Source organism: Plasticicumulans acidivorans (genome assembly GCF_003182095.1).
In the GTDB taxonomy this organism is placed as follows: domain Bacteria; phylum Pseudomonadota; class Gammaproteobacteria; order Competibacterales; family Competibacteraceae; genus Plasticicumulans; species Plasticicumulans acidivorans.
On the sequence record NZ_QGTJ01000005.1, the window covers coordinates 172,468 to 190,798 of the forward strand.

Here is an 18,331-nt window from a genome sequence, read left to right on the forward strand (position 1 = left end):
GCGCAACTTTTTTATCGAAGTTTGCTTGACGATTGACGCTGCCGGTCATTAAGATGCGCGTCCTGTTTCGGAGGGGTTCCCGAGCGGTCAAAGGGAGCAGACTGTAAATCTGCCGGCTCAGCCTTCGAAGGTTCGAATCCTTCCCCCTCCACCAAGATTGTATCAAGTCGCTGCGACGCTATAGGTTGTAGCGACTTGGCGAGAGAAGTTTGGTTAGGCGGGTGTAGTTCAATGGTAGAACCTCAGCCTTCCAAGCTGATGGTGTGGGTTCGATTCCCATCACCCGCTCCAGTATGCGCCCATGTAGCTCAGTCGGTAGAGCACATCCTTGGTAAGGATGAGGTCACCAGTTCGATTCTGGTCATGGGCTCCAGTCTCTGACGATAAAGTCCCTCAGTCCCTGCAATTCTCCGGGGTGTACTTCGATGGCCAAGGAAAAATTCACTCGTACGAAGCCGCACGTGAATGTGGGCACGATCGGTCACGTTGACCACGGCAAGACCACGTTGACGGCGGCGCTGACGAAGATTGGCGCGGAGCGCTTCGGCGGCGAGTTCAAGGCCTACGACCAGATCGACGCGGCGCCGGAAGAAAAGGCGCGTGGCATCACGATCTCCACGGCGCACGTGGAGTACGAATCGCCGGTGCGTCACTATGCGCACGTTGACTGCCCCGGACATGCGGACTACGTCAAGAACATGATCACGGGCGCCGCGCAGATGGATGGCGCGATCCTGGTGGTCTCGGCGGCCGATGGTCCGATGCCGCAGACCCGCGAGCACATCCTGCTGGCGCGTCAGGTCGGTGTGCCCTACATCGTCGTGTACATGAACAAGGCCGACATGGTCGACGATCCGGAGCTGCTCGAACTCGTCGAGATGGAAGTGCGCGACCTGCTGTCGTCGTATGACTTCCCGGGCGACGACACCCCGATCGTGGTTGGTTCGGCGCTCAAGGCGCTCGAAGGCGACCAGAGCGACATCGGTGTGCCGTCGATCCTGAAGCTCGTTGACGCGCTCGACAGCTACATTCCGGAACCGCAGCGTGAGATCGACAAGCCGTTCCTGATGCCGATCGAAGACGTGTTCTCGATCTCCGGTCGTGGCACGGTGGTGACTGGCCGTATCGAGCGCGGTGTCGTCAAGGTGGGTGAGGAAGTCGAGATCGTCGGCATCCGCCCGACGAGCAAGACCACCTGCACCGGCGTCGAAATGTTCCGCAAGCTGCTCGATCAGGGTCAGGCGGGTGACAACGTCGGCGTGCTGCTGCGCGGCACCAAGCGTGAAGACGTCGAGCGTGGTCAGGTGCTGGCCAAGCCGGGCACGATCAAGCCGCACACCAAGTTCGAATCCGAAGTGTACGTGCTGTCGAAGGAAGAAGGCGGTCGTCACACCCCGTTCTTCAAGGGTTACCGCCCGCAGTTCTATTTCCGCACCACGGACGTGACCGGTTCGGTCGAGCTGCCGGAAGGTGTGGAGATGGTGATGCCGGGTGACAACGTCAAGATGGTGGTGAGCCTGATTGCGCCGATCGCGATGGACGAAGGTCTGCGCTTCGCGATTCGTGAGGGTGGTCGCACGGTCGGCGCCGGCGTCGTCGCTAAGGTGATCGAGTAATCTGCGCTTGCAAAGCTTGTGGGAGTCACGCAGACTCCCATAGATTTTCAGATACAGGCCAGTAGCTCAATTGGCAGAGCGGCGGTCTCCAAAACCGCAGGTTGGGGGTTCGAGACCCTCCTGGCCTGCCAGTATTTGAAAGCACTTTTATCGCGCGCCATGACGAATAAGCCGTGGCGTGCGTTGCTTTTGTCGAAGCGATAAAGATCTGTGATGACCTCCAAGCCTGAAGCCGAAATCGGCAGATTCGATACGCTCAAATGGGCGTTTGCTGTGTTGCTGCTGGTCGGTGCAGTGGTTGCCTTTTACTGGTATCACGAACAGTTGCTCGCAATAAGGGTCGTCGGCTTGTTGCTGGCTCTTGCGGTTTCGGTCTTCATCGTGTCTGGAACGCAACTGGGTGGGACCGTCATCGGGTATCTACGTGACTCGCGGACCGAACTGCGCAAAGTAGTATGGCCAACCCGCCAGGAAACCTTGCAGACCACATTGGCCGTGTTCCTGATGGTCACGATTATGGGGGTTTTCCTGTGGCTGCTGGACATGCTGCTGCTTTGGGGTGTGCGTGTGCTCACTGGGCAGGGGAGCTGATCCATGGCGATGCGCTGGTATGTGGTCCAAGCCTACTCGGGATTCGAGTATCAGGTGCGCAAGTCGCTTGAAGAGTATGTGAAGCGCGCTGAATTGGGCGAAAAATTTGGGCAGATTCTCGTGCCCACCGAAGAAGTCGTTGAGATGCGTGATGGGCAGCGTCGCAAGAGCGAGCGCAAGTTCTTTCCCGGTTACGTGCTCGTGCAGATGGAGATGGATGACGAAACCTGGCACTTGGTGCGCAGTGTGCCGAAAGTGCTGGGGTTTATCGGTGGCACGCCGGAGAAGCCCGCTCCGATTACCGAGCGGGAAGCCCAGATCATCTTGCAGCGCGTTCAGGATGGTGCCGATAAGCCGCGGCCGAAGGTCCTGTACGAGCCGGGTGAGGTCGTGAGGGTTACAGACGGACCTTTCAATGACTTCAACGGCGTCGTCGAAGAAGTTAACTATGAAAAGAGCCGCTTGCGTGTCGCGGTGTTGATTTTCGGGCGCTCTACGCCGGTTGAGCTGGAGTTCGGGCAGGTTGAGAAGGCCTGATCGCTGGTTTTCGTGATGGCGGCCCTGAGCTCAATTAGTGGGTCGCTTCGTTTGTCGTCGATTCGGGGAGCCTTGCAGGCGTTAGCACCCGAGGAGCAGGTGGCATGGCCAAGAAAGTAACTGCATATATCAAGCTGCAGGTCGCAGCTGGCAAGGCAAACCCGAGCCCGCCGATTGGTCCGGCACTCGGTCAGCACGGCGTCAATATCATGGAGTTCTGCAAGGCGTTCAACGCGCAGACCCAGACGCTTGAGCCAGGCATGCCGATTCCTGTGGTGATCACGGTCTACAGTGACCGTAGCTTCACCTTCATCATGAAAACGCCGCCGGCTACGTATTTGATCAAAAAGGCGGCGGGCATCACTGCGGGCAGCTCCAACCCGAACACCAAAAAGGTGGGGAGTATCACGCGTGCCCAGCTTGAAGAGATTGTCAAGATCAAGCAGCCGGACCTGACTGCTGCAAGCGTTGATGCTGCTGTGCGCACCTTGGCTGGCAGTGCCAAGTCCATGGGCCTCGTCGTGGAGGGCGTTTAATCATGGCGAAGCTGACAAAGCGTATGCAGGCCATCAAAACCAAGCTGTCTCCGGGCAAAGTGTATGCCGCGGAAGAGGCTTTTAGCCTTCTGCAGGAATTGGCAACGGCCAAGTTCCCCGAGTCCATTGATGTGGCCGTTAACCTCGGTGTTGATCCGCGCAAGTCGGATCAGGTCGTGCGTGGCTCGACGGTTCTGCCCAATGGTACTGGCAAGACGGTGCGCGTCGCTGTGTTTACACAGGGCGCGAATGTCGAAGCGGCGAAAGCGGCGGGTGCCGACATCGTCGGTTTTGAGGATCTGGCCGAGAGCGTCAAGGGTGGCAATCTGGACTTTGACGTCGTGATCGCGTCGCCGGATGCCATGCGCATCGTCGGTCAACTGGGTCAGATTCTTGGTCCGCGCGGTTTGATGCCGAACCCCAAAGTCGGCACTGTGACGCCGGATGTTGCTGGTGCGGTTCGTAATGCAAAGGCGGGTCAGGTGCGTTATCGCACGGACAAGGCCGGTATCATCCACTGCACGCTTGGCAAGGCCACATTCGAACCGGTTCGCCTTCGGGAGAATCTGGCTGCGCTGCTTGGTGATCTGAACAAGATGAAGCCGGCTACCGCCAAGGGCGTCTATGTCAAGAAGATCACTGTTTCGAGCACCATGGGCCCCGGGCTGGCGGTCGATGTCAGCAGTGTCAGTGTTGCGTAATTGATTTTTGGAGCGCTTTTTGTGAGCGTTCAGAACTTTGGGCAGTCAGCTTCGTGCTGGCTGGCGTCAAAGACCGCAGGTGCTTTTAGCTTAATCGTGGACCATGTTCCTGACCTGCGCAGACGGTATAGCCCATCCGTTTTTCAGGAGTGGCTACCGTTGGGTTGATTACGGCCGAATAGGGCGTAATTGGGGTCTACCGTTGCCAAGAGCGGAAGTCGTTAAGTGTATGTGCACTCACCGGACTGACTGGTTCGGTCAGACTTTTGTCTCAGGGGGTAGTTGTTCATGAGTCTGAATCTGGCAGAGAAGAAGGCTGTCGTCGCTGAGGTCGCGGAGATTGCGTCCAAGTCGCATGCCATGATCGCCGCTGAGTATCGCGGTATCACGGTCGCGCGGCTGACCAAGCTTCGTGTCAAGGCACGCGAGAGCGGCGTCTATCTGCGGGTAGTGAAAAATACCCTGGCACGCCGTGCCGTGCAGGGTACTGATTTCGAGTGCATTTCGCCCGTGCTGGTTGGTCCGCTCGTCCTGGCGTTTTCGCAGGAAGATCCGGGCGCGGCCGCACGTGTAATCAAGGAGTTCCTGCAGGACAAGGAGAATGACAAGCTCGTCGTCAAAGGCCTCGCCTTTGGTGGACAGCTGCTTGCTCCGCAGGACCTTGAGCGCTTGGCGAGTATGCCGACCCGCGATCAGGCCATCAGCATGCTGATGGCCGTCATGAAGGCGCCGATCGAGAAACTGGCACGTACCTTCAACGAAGTTCCGGGCAAGCTTGTCCGGACCGTGGAAGCTATTCGTGTGCAGAAGGCAGCTGCCTGAACGAATCTGTTCGCATTTTTGTTGCATCAACCTGAATTCTGATTGGGAGTTCCCAAAATGGCCGTTTCGAAGGAAGAGATTCTCGACACTATTTCCAACATGACCGTGATCGAGATCGTTGATCTGATCGCCGCCATGGAGGAGAAGTTCGGCGTTTCCGCTGCTGCTGCCGTTGCTGCTGCTCCGGCCGCCGCCGCCGCCGCCGCCGCTCCGGTTGAAGAGCAGACTGAGTTCAACGTCGTGATGACCTCGTTCGGTGAGAACAAGGTCAACGTCATCAAGGTCGTGCGTGCGATCACCGGCCTGGGTCTGAAGGAAGCCAAGGATCTGGTCGAGGGCGTTCCCTCTACCGTCAAGGAAGCCATCGCCAAGGCCGATGCCGAGAAGATCAAGAAGGATCTGGAAGAAGCCGGCGCCAAGGTCGAAATCAAGTAAGGCGACCTGCTTGTCGCCGAATTGCTCGGTGGCAAATCAAAATAAGGGGATGGCTGGTGACCCGAGTCACCGGCCTTTCCCTGTTTAGGCGATCCGATTTGGGATCGCTGCTGCGGAGTATCCGACGCCGGGAGCAATCCCGGTCTCCGCGACCGGTCGGAGAGGTGCATGAGCGATCCGTCCGTTCATGGCCGAAACCGTATTAACGAGGAACCCCGATGGCCTACACCTTCACTGAGAAGAAGCGTATTCGCAAGGATTTCGGTAAGCGCCCGAGCATTCTCGAGGTCCCTTACCTGCTCGCGATTCAGATCGATTCGTATCGCGAGTTCCTGCAGGCCGATGTGCCTCCTGAAGCGCGAAAGGATGTGGGGTTACATGCGGCATTTCGCTCGGTTTTCCCGATTGCGAGCTATTCGGGGAATGCCCAGCTGGAGTATGTCAGCTACGAACTCGGTGAGCCGGTGTTCGATGTGCGCGAATGCCAGTTGCGCGGGCTGACCTATGCGCAGCCACTGCGAGTGAAGCTGCGGCTGGTCATCTTCGACAAGGAGTCGGATAACAAGGCGGTCAAGAAAGTCATCGAGCCGGAAAGTGTCTACATGGGTGAAGTGCCCATCATGACTGAGAACGGCACGTTCGTGATCAACGGTACCGAGCGCGTCATCGTGTCGCAGCTGCACCGTTCACCGGGCGTCTTTTTCGATCACGACCGCGGCAAGACGCACTCCTCGGGCAAGCTGCTGTTCTCTGCCCGGGTCATTCCGTACCGTGGCTCGTGGCTGGACTTTGAGTTCGATGCCAAGGACAACCTCTACGCACGCATCGACCGGCGCCGCAAGCTGCCGGTGACGATCCTGCTGCGGGCCCTCGGGTACGATAACGAGCGGATTCTCAATCTGTTCTTTGAGACCAATACCTTCCGCCTCGTCGGTGAGCGCGTCATGCTCGACCTGGTGCCGGAGCGGCTCAAAGGCGAGACGGCGAGCTTCGATATCCGCAATGGCGATCAAGTCATCGTCGAGGCCGGGCGTCGTATTACGGCGAAGCACATTCGCGAGTTGAGTAAAGCCGGTGTCAGCACGCTAGAAGTTCCGGCGGATTACCTGATCGGCAAGACTCTCGCGCACGACATCGTCAATCCGGATACCGGTGAGGTGGTGCTGTTCGCCAACGAGGAACTCGCTGTCGACCATCTGGAGAAGCTGGGGGCGGCGCGCGTCAGCGAATTCCGTACGCTTCACGTCAACGATCTGGATTGCGGCCCGTTCATTTCACAGACGCTGCGCATTGATCCGACCCGCAATGAGCTGGAGGCTCAGGTCGAGATCTATCGCATGATGCGTCCCGGTGAGCCGCCGACTCGTGAAGCGGCGCAGAACCTGTTTCATAACCTGTTTTTCTCTGAAGATCGCTACGACCTATCTGCGGTCGGTCGCATGAAGTTCAATCGCCGTGTTGGGCGCGACGAGGTCGACGGGGCCGGCATTCTCTATGACAGTCAGTATTTTGCACATCGCAGTGAAGAACTGTGCAAGACGCTTTATGCCCGGCTTGGCGAATCGTCCGACATCATTGACGTGCTCAGGGTGCTGATTGCGATTCGCAACGGCAATGGTCAGGTCGACGATATTGATCATCTGGGCAACCGCCGCATTCGCTGTGTCGGTGAAATGGCGGAGAACGTGTTCCGTGTAGGCTTGGTGCGTGTCGAGCGCGCGGTCAAGGAACGCCTGTCGGTGGCGGAGAGCGAAGGGCTCGGGCCGCGTGATCTGATCAATGCCAAGCCGGTAGCTGCTGCGATCAAGGAGTTTTTCGGCTCCTCGCAGCTCAGCCAGTTCATGGATCAGAACAATCCCCTGTCGGAAGTGACCCACAAGCGCCGTGTTTCCGCGCTTGGCCCGGGCGGTCTGACACGTGAGCGTGCAGGCTTCGAGGTGCGTGACGTTCATGCGACGCACTACGGGCGCGTCTGCCCGATCGAAACACCGGAAGGTCCGAATATCGGTCTGATCAACTCGCTCGCGGTTTACGCGCGTACCAATCATTACGGCTTCCTGGAAACACCGTATCGCAAGGTCGAGAGCGGGTGTGTGACCGATCGCATCGACTATCTGTCGGCGATCGAGGAAGGCAAGTACGTCATTGGCCAGGCGAATGCGTCCTTGGATGAGGACGGTCGTCTGATCGACTCGCTGGTGTCCTGTCGTGTGCAGGGTGAATTCACGCTGCGCTCGCCGGATCAGGTCGAGTACATGGACGTGTCGCCGAAGCAGATCGTGTCGGTGGCGGCGTCGCTGATCCCGTTCCTTGAGCACGACGATGCCAACCGTGCGCTGATGGGCTCGAACATGCAGCGTCAGGCCGTGCCGACGCTGCGTGCAGACAAGCCCCTGGTGGGCACGGGCATGGAGCGCACGGTAGCCCGCGATTCGGGCGTCTGCGCCGTGGCGCGTCGTGGCGGTGTCGTTGATTCGGTCGATGCATCGCGCATTGTCGTGCGCGTCAACGATGATGAAACCGTCGCGGGCGAACCGGGTGTCGATATCTACAACCTGACCAAGTACACGCGTTCGAACCAGAACACCTGCATCAACCAGCGGCCGCTGGTCAAGCTGGGTGAAGCTGTCGAGCGCGGTGATGTGCTGGCGGACGGTCCGTCGACCGATCTGGGTGAGCTGGCGCTGGGGCAGAACATGCTCGTCGCCTTCATGCCCTGGAACGGGTACAACTTCGAGGACTCGATCCTTATCTCCGAGCGCGTGGTGAAGGAAGATCGCTTCACGACGATCCACATCGAAGAGCTGACCTGCGTCGCGCGCGATACGAAGCTCGGCCCGGAAGAAATCACTGCCGATATTCCGAACGTCGGCGAGTCGGCGCTGGCGAAGCTTGATGAGGCCGGCATCGTCTACATCGGTGCGGAAGTCGCTGCGGGTGACATCCTCGTCGGCAAGGTCACGCCGAAGGGCGAAACCCAGCTGACCCCGGAAGAGAAACTGCTGCGGGCGATCTTCGGTGAGAAGGCGTCGGACGTAAAAGACACTTCGCTGCGTGTGCCGACCGGCATGGATGGCACTGTGATCGACGTGCGCGTCTTTACGCGTGACGGTGTCGAAAAAGACAGCCGTGCCAAGGCCATCGAGTCGGCCGAGCTGGCGCGTGTGAAGAAGGATCTCAACGACCAGCTGCGCATCTTCGAGGAAGACACTTATCAGCGTGTCGAGCGGATGCTCACCGGCAAGACGGCTGAAGGTGGCCCGGACGGGCTGGCCGCAGGCGCCAAGATCGCCAAGACCTATCTGCAGAAACTGCCGCGTGAGCGCTGGTTCGAGATCCGTCTGAAAGATGACGAGGTCAACGAGCAGCTGGAGGCGTTTGCCGACAAGCTCAAGCAGCAGCGCAAGGAATTCGATCGCAAGTTCGAAGACAAGCGCATGAAGCTCATCCAGGGCGATGACCTGGCTCCGGGCGTGCTGAAAATGGTCAAGGTCTACCTCGCCGTGAAGCGCCGCGTGCAGCCAGGCGACAAGATGGCCGGCCGCCACGGTAACAAGGGCGTGGTCTCGATGATCGTGCCGGAGCAGGACATGCCGTATATGGAAGACGGCACACCGGTCGATATCGTGCTGAACCCGCTGGGCGTGCCTTCACGCATGAACATCGGACAGATTCTTGAGACGCACCTTGGCTGGGCCGCGCGTGGTCTGGGGCAAAAGATCGAGCGCATGCTGCAGGCGCAGGCGAAGCTCGATGAGCTGCGTGGCTTCCTCAAGGAGGTCTACAACAGCCCCGGCTGTGAACCGGTCGATCTGGAGGATTTCTCCGATGAGGAAATTTTGCGGCTGAGTGAAAACCTGCGCAAAGGCGTGCCGACAGCGACGCCGGTGTTCGACGGCTGCACCGAAGAGGAGCTGAAGGCGTTGCTGCGCCTTGCCGGTCGTGACGAGTCCGGACAGACGCGCTTGATCGACGGGCGGACAGGCGATTACTTCGATCGTCCGGTTACGGTGGGCTACATGTACATGCTCAAGCTCAACCATCTGGTTGACGACAAGATGCATGCGCGCTCGACGGGGCCGTACTCGCTGGTGACGCAGCAGCCGCTGGGTGGCAAGGCGCAGTTCGGTGGTCAGCGCTTCGGTGAGATGGAGGTCTGGGCACTGGAAGCCTACGGCGCCGCCTACACCCTGCAGGAAATGCTGACCGTCAAGTCCGACGACGTGAACGGCCGTACCAAGATCTACAAGAACATCGTTGACGGTGATCACCGCATGGAGGCCGGCATGCCGGAGTCATTCAATGTGCTGGTCAAGGAAATCCGCTCGCTGGCGATCAACATCGAGCTGGATCGGGATTGATTGATGCAAAGCCGGGCGTGTCGCCACACACGCCCGCTGTTCTCCCGCCAGACCCTTTGCACAGAATTTCAAGAGCGGTCACGAGATGAAAGATTTGTTGAACCTGTTCAAGTCTCAGGACACCCTCGACGATTTCGATGCCATCCGCATCGGTCTCGCCTCGCCGGACATGATCCGAGCCTGGTCCTTCGGTGAGGTGAAAAAGCCTGAGACCATCAACTACCGTACCTTCAAGCCTGAGCGCGACGGTTTGTTTTGCGCCAAGATTTTCGGGCCGGTCAAGGATTACGAGTGCCTGTGCGGTAAGTACAAGCGTCTGAAGCACCGCGGTGTGGTCTGCGAGAAGTGCGGCGTCGAAGTCACGCTGGCAAAAGTGCGCCGCGAGCGCATGGGCCACATCGAGCTGGCCTCGCCGGTTGCGCATATCTGGTTCCTGAAGTCACTGCCGTCGCGCATTGGCCTGCTGCTCGACATGACACTGCGCGACATCGAGCGCGTGCTGTATTTCGAATCCTTCGTCGTCATCAATCCCGGGCTGACGCCGATGGAACGCGGTCAGCTGCTGGGTGATGAGCAGTATCTGGACGCCATTGAGCAGTACGGCGACGATTTCGACGCCCGCATGGGTGCCGAGGCCGTGCGTGAGCTGCTCAAGAGCATGGATCTGCAGGAGCTTGCCACGCAGCTGCGCGAGGAGCTGGTCGACTGCACCTCGGAAACCAAGTTCAAGCGCCTGTCAAAGCGGCTCAAGCTGATCGAGTCCTTCATCGATTCCGGTAACCGTCCGGAATGGATGGTGATGACGGTGCTGCCGGTGCTACCGCCGGATCTGCGCCCGCTGGTGCCGCTGGACGGTGGCCGCTTCGCCACCTCGGATCTCAACGATCTGTACCGCCGTGTCATCAACCGCAACAACCGCCTGAAGCGTCTGCTCGAACTGTCCGCGCCAGACATCATCGTGCGCAACGAGAAGCGCATGCTGCAGGAAGCGGTGGATTCGCTGCTCGACAACGGTCGCCGGGGGCGTGCGATCACCGGCACCAACAAGCGGCCGCTGAAGTCGCTGGCCGACATGATCAAGGGCAAGCAGGGGCGTTTCCGCCAGAACCTGCTCGGCAAGCGTGTCGACTACTCCGGCCGTTCGGTCATCGTGGTCGGACCGACGCTGCGCCTGCATCAGTGCGGTCTGCCGAAGAAGATGGCGCTTGAGCTGTTCAAGCCGTTCATCTTTTCGAAGCTGATCCGTCGCGGCGTTGCCACGACGATCAAGGCGGCGAAGAAGATGGTCGAGCGCGAGCAGCCGGAAGTCTGGGACGTGCTCGAAGAGGTCATCCGTGAGCATCCGGTGATGCTCAACCGCGCACCGACGCTGCACCGTCTTGGCATCCAGGCCTTCGAGCCGGTCCTGATCGAAGGTAAGGCGATTCAGCTGCACCCGCTGGTCTGCACGGCGTTCAATGCCGACTTCGACGGTGACCAGATGGCCGTGCATGTGCCTCTGTCGATCGAGGCGCAGCTCGAAGCGCGTGCGCTGATGATGTCGACCAACAACATCCTCAGCCCGGCCAACGGCGAGCCGATCATCGTGCCGTCGCAGGACGTCGTGCTCGGCCTGTATTACATGACCCGCGAGCGGGTGAATGCCCGTGGCGAAGGGATGTTGTTTACCGACACCAAGGAAGTGCACCGCGCCTACGAGACTCGGCAGGCTGAATTGCAGGCCAGGATCGAAGTGCGCATCGTCGAAACCCAGATCCACGCGGATGGTACGCGCGAGAAGGTTTTGCGCCGTGTCAAAACCACGGTGGGGCGCGCGCTGCTGTTCGAAGTCTTCCCGGAAGGACTGCCGTTCGAGCTGGCTAATCAGGTGTTGAAGAAGAAGACGATTTCCGGACTGATCAACCAGTGCTATCGCCGGCTGGGTCTGAAGGATACGGTCATCTTCGCCGACCAGCTGATGTACACCGGCTTCTACTACGCGATGCGTTCGGGTTCTTCGGTCGGCTTCATGGATATGGAGATTCCGGTCGAGAAGGCCGAGATCCTCACCCGGGCTGAAGCCGAGGTGAAGCAGATCGAGGATCAGTATGCCTCGGGTCTGGTGACCAACGGCGAGCGCTACAACAAGGTCGTCGATATCTGGTCACGCACCAATGACGAAGTCACGCGGGCGATGATGCGTGGCCTCGGCAAGGAGAAGGTCGTCAACGGCGAAGGCAGGGAGGTCGAGCAGGACTCCTTCAATTCGGTGTTCATGATGGCCGACTCCGGCGCGCGTGGTTCCGTCGCGCAGATGCGTCAGCTTGCCGGCATGCGCGGCCTGATGGCCAAACCTGACGGCTCGATCATCGAGACGCCGATCACTGCAAACTTCCGCGAAGGCCTGGACGTTCTGCAGTACTTCATCTCGACTCACGGCGCGCGCAAGGGCCTGGCCGATACCGCGCTGAAGACGGCGAACTCGGGTTATCTGACGCGTCGTCTGGTCGACGTGGCACAGGACCTGGTGGTCACCGAGCCTGATTGCGGTACGCACGACGGCCTGCTGATGACGCCGATCGTCGAAGGCGGCGATGTCGTCGAACCGCTACGTGAGCGCGTGCTCGGACGTGTGGTGGCCGAGGACGTGTGCAAGGCGGGAACCGGTGAAGTGGTCGCGCCGGCCGGCACACTGCTCGACGAGCACTGGGTCGAGGTGCTGGAAGAAAACGGCATCGATCGCGTGCTGGTGCGCAGCCCGATCACCTGTGAGACCCGCTATGGCGTCTGCGCGGCCTGCTATGGCCGTGACCTGGCCCGCGGCCATCGCGTCAATACGGGTGAAGCGGTTGGCGTCATTGCCGCGCAGTCGATCGGTGAGCCGGGCACGCAGCTGACGATGCGTACCTTCCACATCGGTGGTGCGGCTTCGCGTGCCGCGGCTGTCAGCAGCGTGCAGGTCAAGGCCAAGGGGCGTGTGCGTCTGCATAACCTGAAGACTGTCACCAACCAGGACGGGCATCTGGTCGCCGTCTCACGTTCGGGCGAAGTGACCGTCATGGATGACGCCGGTCGTGAGCGTGAGCGTTACAAGCTGCCCTACGGTGCGGTGCTTACGATCAAGGAAGGCGATGCGGTCGAGGCCGGCCAGGTGGCGGCGAACTGGGATCCGCATACCCATCCGGTGGTGACGGAAGTGGCGGGCCGGGTGCGCTTCATCGAATTCGAGGAAGGTGTCACCGTCCAGCGCAAAACTGATGAGATCACCGGTTTGTCGAGCCTCGAAGTGATGGATCCGAAGCAGCGCGGATCGCTGGGTAAGGACAAGCGGCCGACGGTGCGCCTGGTCGATGCCAGCGAACAGCCTTTGAAGCTGGCGGGTACCGATCTGAATGCGCAGTATCCGCTGCCGGCCGGTGCGATCGTCAATCTGGTCGATGGCGCCGAAGTGCATGTCGGTGACGTCATCGCGCGTATTCCTCAGGAGTCGTCGAAGACGCGTGACATCACCGGTGGTCTGCCGCGCGTCGCCGACCTGTTCGAGGCGCGCAAGCCCAAGGAGCCGGCGATCCTCGCCGAGATCTCCGGCACGATCAGTTTTGGCAAGGACACCAAGGGCAAGCAGCGTCTGGTCATTACCGACAAGGATGGCGGAACGCACGAGGAGCTGATCCCGAAGTGGCGCCACGTCAACGTGTTCGAGGGTGAGTTCGTCGAGCGCGGTGAAGTGCTGGCGGATGGTGAGCCAAACCCGATGGACATCCTGCGCCTGCGTGGTGTCCGTGACCTGGCAGCCTACCTGGTCAAGGAGATTCAGGACGTCTACCGCCTGCAGGGTGTGAAGATCAACGACAAGCACATCGAGGTGATTATTCGCCAGATGATGCGCAAGGTCGAAGTGACCGATCCGGGTAATGCCCGCTTCATCAAGGGCGAGCAGGTCGAGCGCACGCGTGTGCTCGAAGAAAATGACCGCGTTCGCGGGGAAAGTCAGGATGGTCGTCCTGCACAGTGGTTACCGATGCTGCTCGGTATCACCAAGGCTTCGCTGGCCACTGAGTCCTTTATCTCCGCAGCGTCCTTCCAGGAGACGACGCGTGTTCTGACGGAGGCCGCCGTGCGTGGCTCCCGCGATGATCTGCGTGGCCTCAAGGAAAACGTCATCGTCGGCCGTCTCATTCCGGCGGGTACCGGCCTTGCGTATCACGCGGATCGCCGTGGCGGGCGCACGATGCCGGCTCCGTCGAAGGGCTTCGGCAGTGAGTTCAGTACAGCGGAGTTCGGCACGGCGGATTTTGGCTCAGAGGTCGAAAGCGATCAGTGATCCGGTGAGCCGGAGCGTCTCGTTGCGAGATCGCTCCGGTTCTCTCGTCTTGTTGTTCGCAAACGTCTTGACATTCAACGGCATGCTCTTGCCGTCAACTTGACAGTGTTGGGCCCCACGCCTATCATCGCGCGCCTTTGGCGGACTGCGGGCTGGCGAGCCGCCTGTCGTCATGTATTCGAGGTCCAGGAGTCACAATGGCAACAATCAACCAGTTGGTTCGCAAGCCGCGTAAGAGCAAGGTGGAAAAGAGTGCTGTTCCGGCGCTCAACAGCTGCCCGCAGCGCCGTGGAGTGTGCACCCGCGTCTATACCACCACGCCGAAAAAGCCGAACTCGGCTCTGCGAAAAGTCGCGCGCGTGCGACTGACCAACGGTATGGAAGTGACGAGTTACATCGGTGGCGAGGGCCACAACCTTCAGGAGCACTCCGTCGTTCTGATTCGCGGCGGACGTGTGAAGGATCTGCCAGGCGTGCGTTATCACACGGTGCGCGGCAGTCTCGATACCTCGGGTGTGCAGAAGCGTCGCCAGGGGCGTTCGAAGTACGGCGCAAAGCGCCCGAAGTCCTGATCCTCCCCCGCTCACGATTAGCCGGTATCAATCCAGAATTCAGGTAATAGTCAAGCCATGCCGAGAAGAAGAGAAGTTCCCAAGCGCTCCATTCTGCCGGATCCGAAGTTCGGTTCTGAGATGCTTGCCAAGTTTATGAACATGGTGATGGAGCGCGGCAAGAAGTCAGTTGCCGAAAAAATCATCTATGGCGCGATCGACGCGATCAGCGAGAAGGGTCGCGAGGATGCGATGGCGGTCGTCGAGCAGGCTCTGGATAATGTGCGTCCTGCCGTCGAGGTCAAGTCGCGGCGCGTGGGCGGTGCGACTTATCAGGTGCCTGTTGAAGTGCGTCAGGTGCGTCGTAACACCCTCGCGATGCGCTGGATCATCGATGCCGCCCGCAAGCGTGGAGAGAAGTCCATGGCCCGCCGTCTCGCCGGTGAGCTGCTGGACGCTGCCGATAGTCGTGGCGCTGCCGTGAAGAAGCGTGAAGACACGCATCGCATGGCCGATGCCAACAAGGCTTTTGCCCATTACCGCTGGTAACCACTGAGGATTTGCACTGTGGCGCGTAAAACCCCTATCGAGCGCTACCGTAACATCGGTATCAGTGCGCATATCGATGCCGGCAAGACCACGACAACCGAGCGCATCCTGTTTTACACCGGTGTGAATCACAAGATCGGTGAGGTGCATGACGGTGCTGCCACCATGGACTGGATGGAGCAGGAGCAGGAGCGTGGTATCACTATCACGTCCGCTGCTACGACCTGCTTCTGGAAAGGCATGGCACAGCAGTTCGATGAGCATCGGGTCAACATCATTGATACGCCCGGCCACGTCGACTTCACCATTGAAGTGGAGCGCTCGATGCGTGTGCTCGACGGCGCATGCATGGTGTATTGCGCCGTGGGTGGCGTGCAGCCGCAGTCCGAAACTGTGTGGCGCCAAGCTAACAAGTACGGTGTTCCGCGCATCGCGTTCGTCAATAAGATGGACCGCGCGGGCGCAAACTTCCTGCGTGTCGTGCAGCAGATGAAGGAGCGGCTCGCTGCGAATCCCGTACCGCTGCAGATCGCGATTGGGGCCGAGGATGCCTTTGAAGGCGTCGTTGACCTCGTCACTATGAAGGCGATCTATTGGGACGATGCAACGCAGGGGACGAGCTTCGAACTGCGTGACATTCCTGCCGCGTTGGCGGATGAGGCTGCGAAATGGCGGGAGACCCTCGTTGAAGCAGCGGCGGAAGCCAATGATGATCTGATGGAGAAGTACCTTAGCGGTGAGGAACTGACCGAGGACGAAATCCACTCGGCCATTCGTCAGCGCACCATCGCCGGTGAAATCGTTCCGGCGCTGTGCGGTACTGCCTTCAAGAACAAGGGCGTGCAGGCGATGCTGGATGCGGTTATCCGCTACCTGCCGTCTCCGGTTGATATCCCGCCGGTCAAGGGTCATTTGGACGATGGCGGCGAGGCTGAGCGTAGGGCAGATGATGCCGAACCGTTTGCGGCGCTGGCCTTCAAGATCGCGACGGATCCCTTTGTCGGTACACTGACCTTCTTCCGCGTTTACTCGGGCGTGTTGAAGTCCGGCGACACGATCCTCAACTCTGTCAAAGAGAAGAAGGAGCGTATCGGCCGTATCGTGCAGATGCATGCCAATACCCGCGAGGAAATCAAAGAGGTTCTCGCGGGCGACATCGCGGCCGGCGTCGGTCTGAAGGATGTCACCACGGGTGACACTCTGTGCGATCTCGAGAAGCCGATCATTCTGGAACGGATGGAGTTCCCGGAGCCCGTTATCTCGGTGGCTGTTGAGCCGAAGACCAAGACGGACCAGGAAAAGATGGGTGTTGCGCTGAACAAGCTGGCGCAGGAGGACCCGTCGTTCCGAGTGCACACTGACGAAGAGTCTGGCCAGACCATCATTTCAGGTATGGGTGAGCTGCACCTTGAAATCATCGTCGACCGCATGCGTCGTGAGTTCAAGGTTGAAGCCAACGTAGGTGCTCCGCAGGTTGCGTATCGCGAGACCATTCGTGGTGCTGTGGAGCAGGAAGGCAAGTTCGTCCGTCAGTCGGGTGGTCGCGGTCAGTACGGTCATGTCTGGCTCAAGATCGAACCGCAGGAGCCGGGTGCCGGTTACCAGTTCGTCAATGCCATCGTGGGCGGTGTTGTGCCGAAGGAATACATTCCTGCGGTCGACAAGGGTATCCAGGAGCAGATGGAAAACGGTGTCATCGCCGGTTTCCCTGTCGTGGACGTCAAGGTCACGCTGTTTGACGGTTCGTATCATGAGGTCGACTCGAACGAAATGGCGTTCAAGATCGCCGGTTCGATGGGCTTCAAGGAAGGCGCGCGCAAGGCCAAGCCGGTGCTGCTTGAGCCGATGATGAAGGTCGAAGTTGAGACGCCGGAAGATTACATGGGTGACGTCATCGGCGACTTGAACCGTCGTCGCGGCATCATTCACGGTATGGACGATGCCCCCACGGGTAAGATCGTGCGTGCTGAAGTGCCTCTGGCCGAGATGTTTGGTTATTCCACTGCGCTGCGCTCTGCGACGCAGGGGCGGGCGACTTACTCGATGGAGTTCGCCAAGTACTCTGAAGCGCCGAACAACGTCGCGGAAGCGGTCATCAAGAAAGCGTCCTGATCTTTTTGATTTGAGGTAGTTGATTGTGGCAAAAGAAAAATTTTCTCGTACGAAGCCGCACGTGAATGTGGGCACGATCGGTCACGTTGACCACGGCAAGACCACGTTGACGGCGGCGCTGACGAAGATTGGCGCGGAGCGCTTCGGCGGCGAGTTCAAGGCCTACGACCAGATCGACGCGGCGCCGGAAGAAAAGGCGCGTGGCATCACGATCTCCACGGCGCACGTGGAGTACGAATCGCCGGTGCGTCACTACGCGCACGTTGACTGCCCCGGACATGCGGACTACGTCAAGAACATGATCACGGGCGCCGCGCAGATGGATGGCGCGATCCTGGTGGTCTCGGCGGCCGATGGTCCGATGCCGCAGACCCGCGAGCACATCCTGCTGGCGCGTCAGGTCGGTGTGCCCTACATCGTCGTGTACATGAACAAGGCCGACATGGTCGACGATCCGGAGCTGCTCGAACTCGTCGAGATGGAAGTGCGCGACCTGCTGTCGTCGTATGACTTCCCGGGCGATGACACCCCGATCGTGGTTGGTTCGGCGCTCAAGGCGCTCGAAGGCGACCAGAGCGACATCGGTGTGCCGTCGATCCTGAAGCTCGTTGACGCGCTCGACAGCTACATTCCGGAACCGCAGCGTGAGATCGACAAGCCGTTCCTGATGCCGATCGAAGACGTGTTCTCGATCTCCGGTCGTGGCACGGTGGTGACTGGCCGTATCGAGCGCGGTGTCGTCAAGGTGGGTGAGGAAGTCGAGATCGTCGGCATCCGCCCGACGAGCAAGACCACCTGCACCGGCGTCGAAATGTTCCGCAAGCTGCTCGATCAGGGTCAGGCGGGTGACAACGTCGGCGTGCTGCTGCGCGGCACCAAGCGTGAAGACGTCGAGCGTGGTCAGGTGCTGGCCAAGCCGGGCACGATCAAGCCGCACACCAAGTTCGAATCCGAAGTGTACGTGCTGTCGAAGGAAGAAGGCGGTCGTCACACCCCGTTCTTCAAGGGTTACCGCCCGCAGTTCTATTTCCGCACCACGGACGTGACCGGTTCGGTCGAGCTGCCGGAAGGTGTGGAGATGGTGATGCCGGGTGACAACGTCAAGATGGTGGTGAGCCTGATTGCGCCGATCGCGATGGACGAAGGTCTGCGCTTCGCGATTCGTGAGGGTGGTCGCACGGTCGGCGCCGGCGTCGTCGCTAAGGTGATCGAGTAAT

13 protein-coding genes and 4 tRNA genes are annotated in these 18,331 nt (G+C 59.8%); all 17 read left to right on the top strand.

Translation table 11 applies throughout. The features are described 5' to 3' along the window. The first annotated feature begins 69 nt into the window (after positions 1-69). A tRNA-Tyr gene (locus tag C7443_RS10155) sits at positions 70-154 on the top strand. Positions 155-217: 63 nt separating this feature from the next. Next, positions 218-291: transfer RNA gene (locus C7443_RS10160), tRNA-Gly, on the top strand. 6 nt (positions 292-297) lie between these two features. Continuing rightward, a tRNA-Thr gene (locus C7443_RS10165) sits at positions 298-373 on the top strand. A 52-nt stretch (positions 374-425) separates the two neighbouring features. After that, positions 426-1,616, top strand: coding sequence for an elongation factor Tu (gene tuf / locus C7443_RS10170; RefSeq protein ID WP_110018497.1), 1,191 nt, complete (start codon positions 426-428; stop codon positions 1,614-1,616). Between the two features lie 55 nt (positions 1,617-1,671). Further along, positions 1,672-1,747 (top strand) — tRNA-Trp (locus tag C7443_RS10175). Positions 1,748-1,829: 82 nt separating this feature from the next. Beyond that, positions 1,830-2,207 carry a preprotein translocase subunit SecE gene (secE, locus tag C7443_RS10180; RefSeq protein WP_110018498.1) on the top strand — a complete coding sequence of 126 codons (378 nt, stop codon included), beginning with the start codon at positions 1,830-1,832 and terminating at the stop codon, positions 2,205-2,207. Between the two features lie 3 nt (positions 2,208-2,210). Further along, entirely contained in the window at positions 2,211-2,744 is a 534-nt protein-coding gene (gene nusG, locus C7443_RS10185) for a transcription termination/antitermination protein NusG (RefSeq protein WP_110018499.1), read from the top strand. Positions 2,745-2,848: 104 nt separating this feature from the next. After that, positions 2,849-3,280 carry a 50S ribosomal protein L11 gene (gene rplK, locus C7443_RS10190; protein WP_110018500.1) on the top strand — a complete coding sequence of 144 codons (432 nt, stop codon included), beginning with the start codon at positions 2,849-2,851 and terminating at the stop codon, positions 3,278-3,280. A gap of 2 nt (positions 3,281-3,282) precedes the next feature. After that, positions 3,283-3,981: a 50S ribosomal protein L1 gene (gene rplA / locus C7443_RS10195; protein WP_110018501.1), complete on the top strand. Its 699-nt coding sequence runs from the start codon at positions 3,283-3,285 to the stop codon at positions 3,979-3,981. A gap of 288 nt (positions 3,982-4,269) precedes the next feature. Then, a complete protein-coding gene (gene rplJ, locus C7443_RS10200) occupies positions 4,270-4,803 on the top strand; it encodes a 50S ribosomal protein L10 (RefSeq protein ID WP_110018502.1) in 534 nt (177 codons plus the stop codon). A 57-nt stretch (positions 4,804-4,860) separates the two neighbouring features. Continuing rightward, positions 4,861-5,238 carry a 50S ribosomal protein L7/L12 gene (gene rplL, locus C7443_RS10205; protein ID WP_110018503.1) on the top strand — a complete coding sequence of 126 codons (378 nt, stop codon included), beginning with the start codon at positions 4,861-4,863 and terminating at the stop codon, positions 5,236-5,238. Between the two features lie 218 nt (positions 5,239-5,456). After that, complete coding sequence (rpoB, locus tag C7443_RS10210; protein WP_110018504.1) at positions 5,457-9,599, top strand: DNA-directed RNA polymerase subunit beta; 4,143 nt, start codon at positions 5,457-5,459, stop codon at positions 9,597-9,599. Between the two features lie 85 nt (positions 9,600-9,684). Next, complete coding sequence (gene rpoC / locus C7443_RS10215) at positions 9,685-13,902, top strand: DNA-directed RNA polymerase subunit beta' (protein ID WP_110018505.1); 4,218 nt, start codon at positions 9,685-9,687, stop codon at positions 13,900-13,902. A gap of 197 nt (positions 13,903-14,099) precedes the next feature. Beyond that, a complete protein-coding gene (gene rpsL, locus C7443_RS10220; protein WP_110018506.1) occupies positions 14,100-14,474 on the top strand; it encodes a 30S ribosomal protein S12 in 375 nt (124 codons plus the stop codon). 57 nt (positions 14,475-14,531) lie between these two features. Beyond that, the gene (gene rpsG, locus C7443_RS10225; protein WP_110018507.1) at positions 14,532-15,002 is read left to right on the top strand and encodes a 30S ribosomal protein S7; all 471 of its coding nucleotides are present in this window, start codon (positions 14,532-14,534) and stop codon (positions 15,000-15,002) included. Between the two features lie 18 nt (positions 15,003-15,020). Continuing rightward, on the top strand, positions 15,021-17,114 hold the full coding sequence (gene fusA / locus C7443_RS10230) for an elongation factor G (RefSeq protein ID WP_110018508.1): 2,094 nt from the start codon (positions 15,021-15,023) through the stop codon (positions 17,112-17,114). 25 nt (positions 17,115-17,139) lie between these two features. Then, complete coding sequence (tuf, locus tag C7443_RS10235) at positions 17,140-18,330, top strand: elongation factor Tu (RefSeq protein WP_110018509.1); 1,191 nt, start codon at positions 17,140-17,142, stop codon at positions 18,328-18,330. Position 18,331: the final 1 nt, after the last annotated feature.

Coding starts and splice junctions, on each gene's coding strand:
- rpoC (WP_110018505.1), top strand. CDS start 9,685: ATGAAAGATTTGTTGAACCTGTTCAAGTCTCAGGACACCCTCGACGAT.
- nusG (WP_110018499.1), top strand. CDS start 2,211: ATGGCGATGCGCTGGTATGTGGTCCAAGCCTACTCGGGATTCGAGTAT.
- rpsL (WP_110018506.1), top strand. CDS start 14,100: ATGGCAACAATCAACCAGTTGGTTCGCAAGCCGCGTAAGAGCAAGGTG.
- tuf (WP_110018497.1), top strand. CDS start 426: ATGGCCAAGGAAAAATTCACTCGTACGAAGCCGCACGTGAATGTGGGC.
- secE (WP_110018498.1), top strand. CDS start 1,830: ATGACCTCCAAGCCTGAAGCCGAAATCGGCAGATTCGATACGCTCAAA.
- rpoB (WP_110018504.1), top strand. CDS start 5,457: ATGGCCTACACCTTCACTGAGAAGAAGCGTATTCGCAAGGATTTCGGT.
- rplJ (WP_110018502.1), top strand. CDS start 4,270: ATGAGTCTGAATCTGGCAGAGAAGAAGGCTGTCGTCGCTGAGGTCGCG.
- rpsG (WP_110018507.1), top strand. CDS start 14,532: ATGCCGAGAAGAAGAGAAGTTCCCAAGCGCTCCATTCTGCCGGATCCG.
- rplL (WP_110018503.1), top strand. CDS start 4,861: ATGGCCGTTTCGAAGGAAGAGATTCTCGACACTATTTCCAACATGACC.
- rplA (WP_110018501.1), top strand. CDS start 3,283: ATGGCGAAGCTGACAAAGCGTATGCAGGCCATCAAAACCAAGCTGTCT.
- rplK (WP_110018500.1), top strand. CDS start 2,849: ATGGCCAAGAAAGTAACTGCATATATCAAGCTGCAGGTCGCAGCTGGC.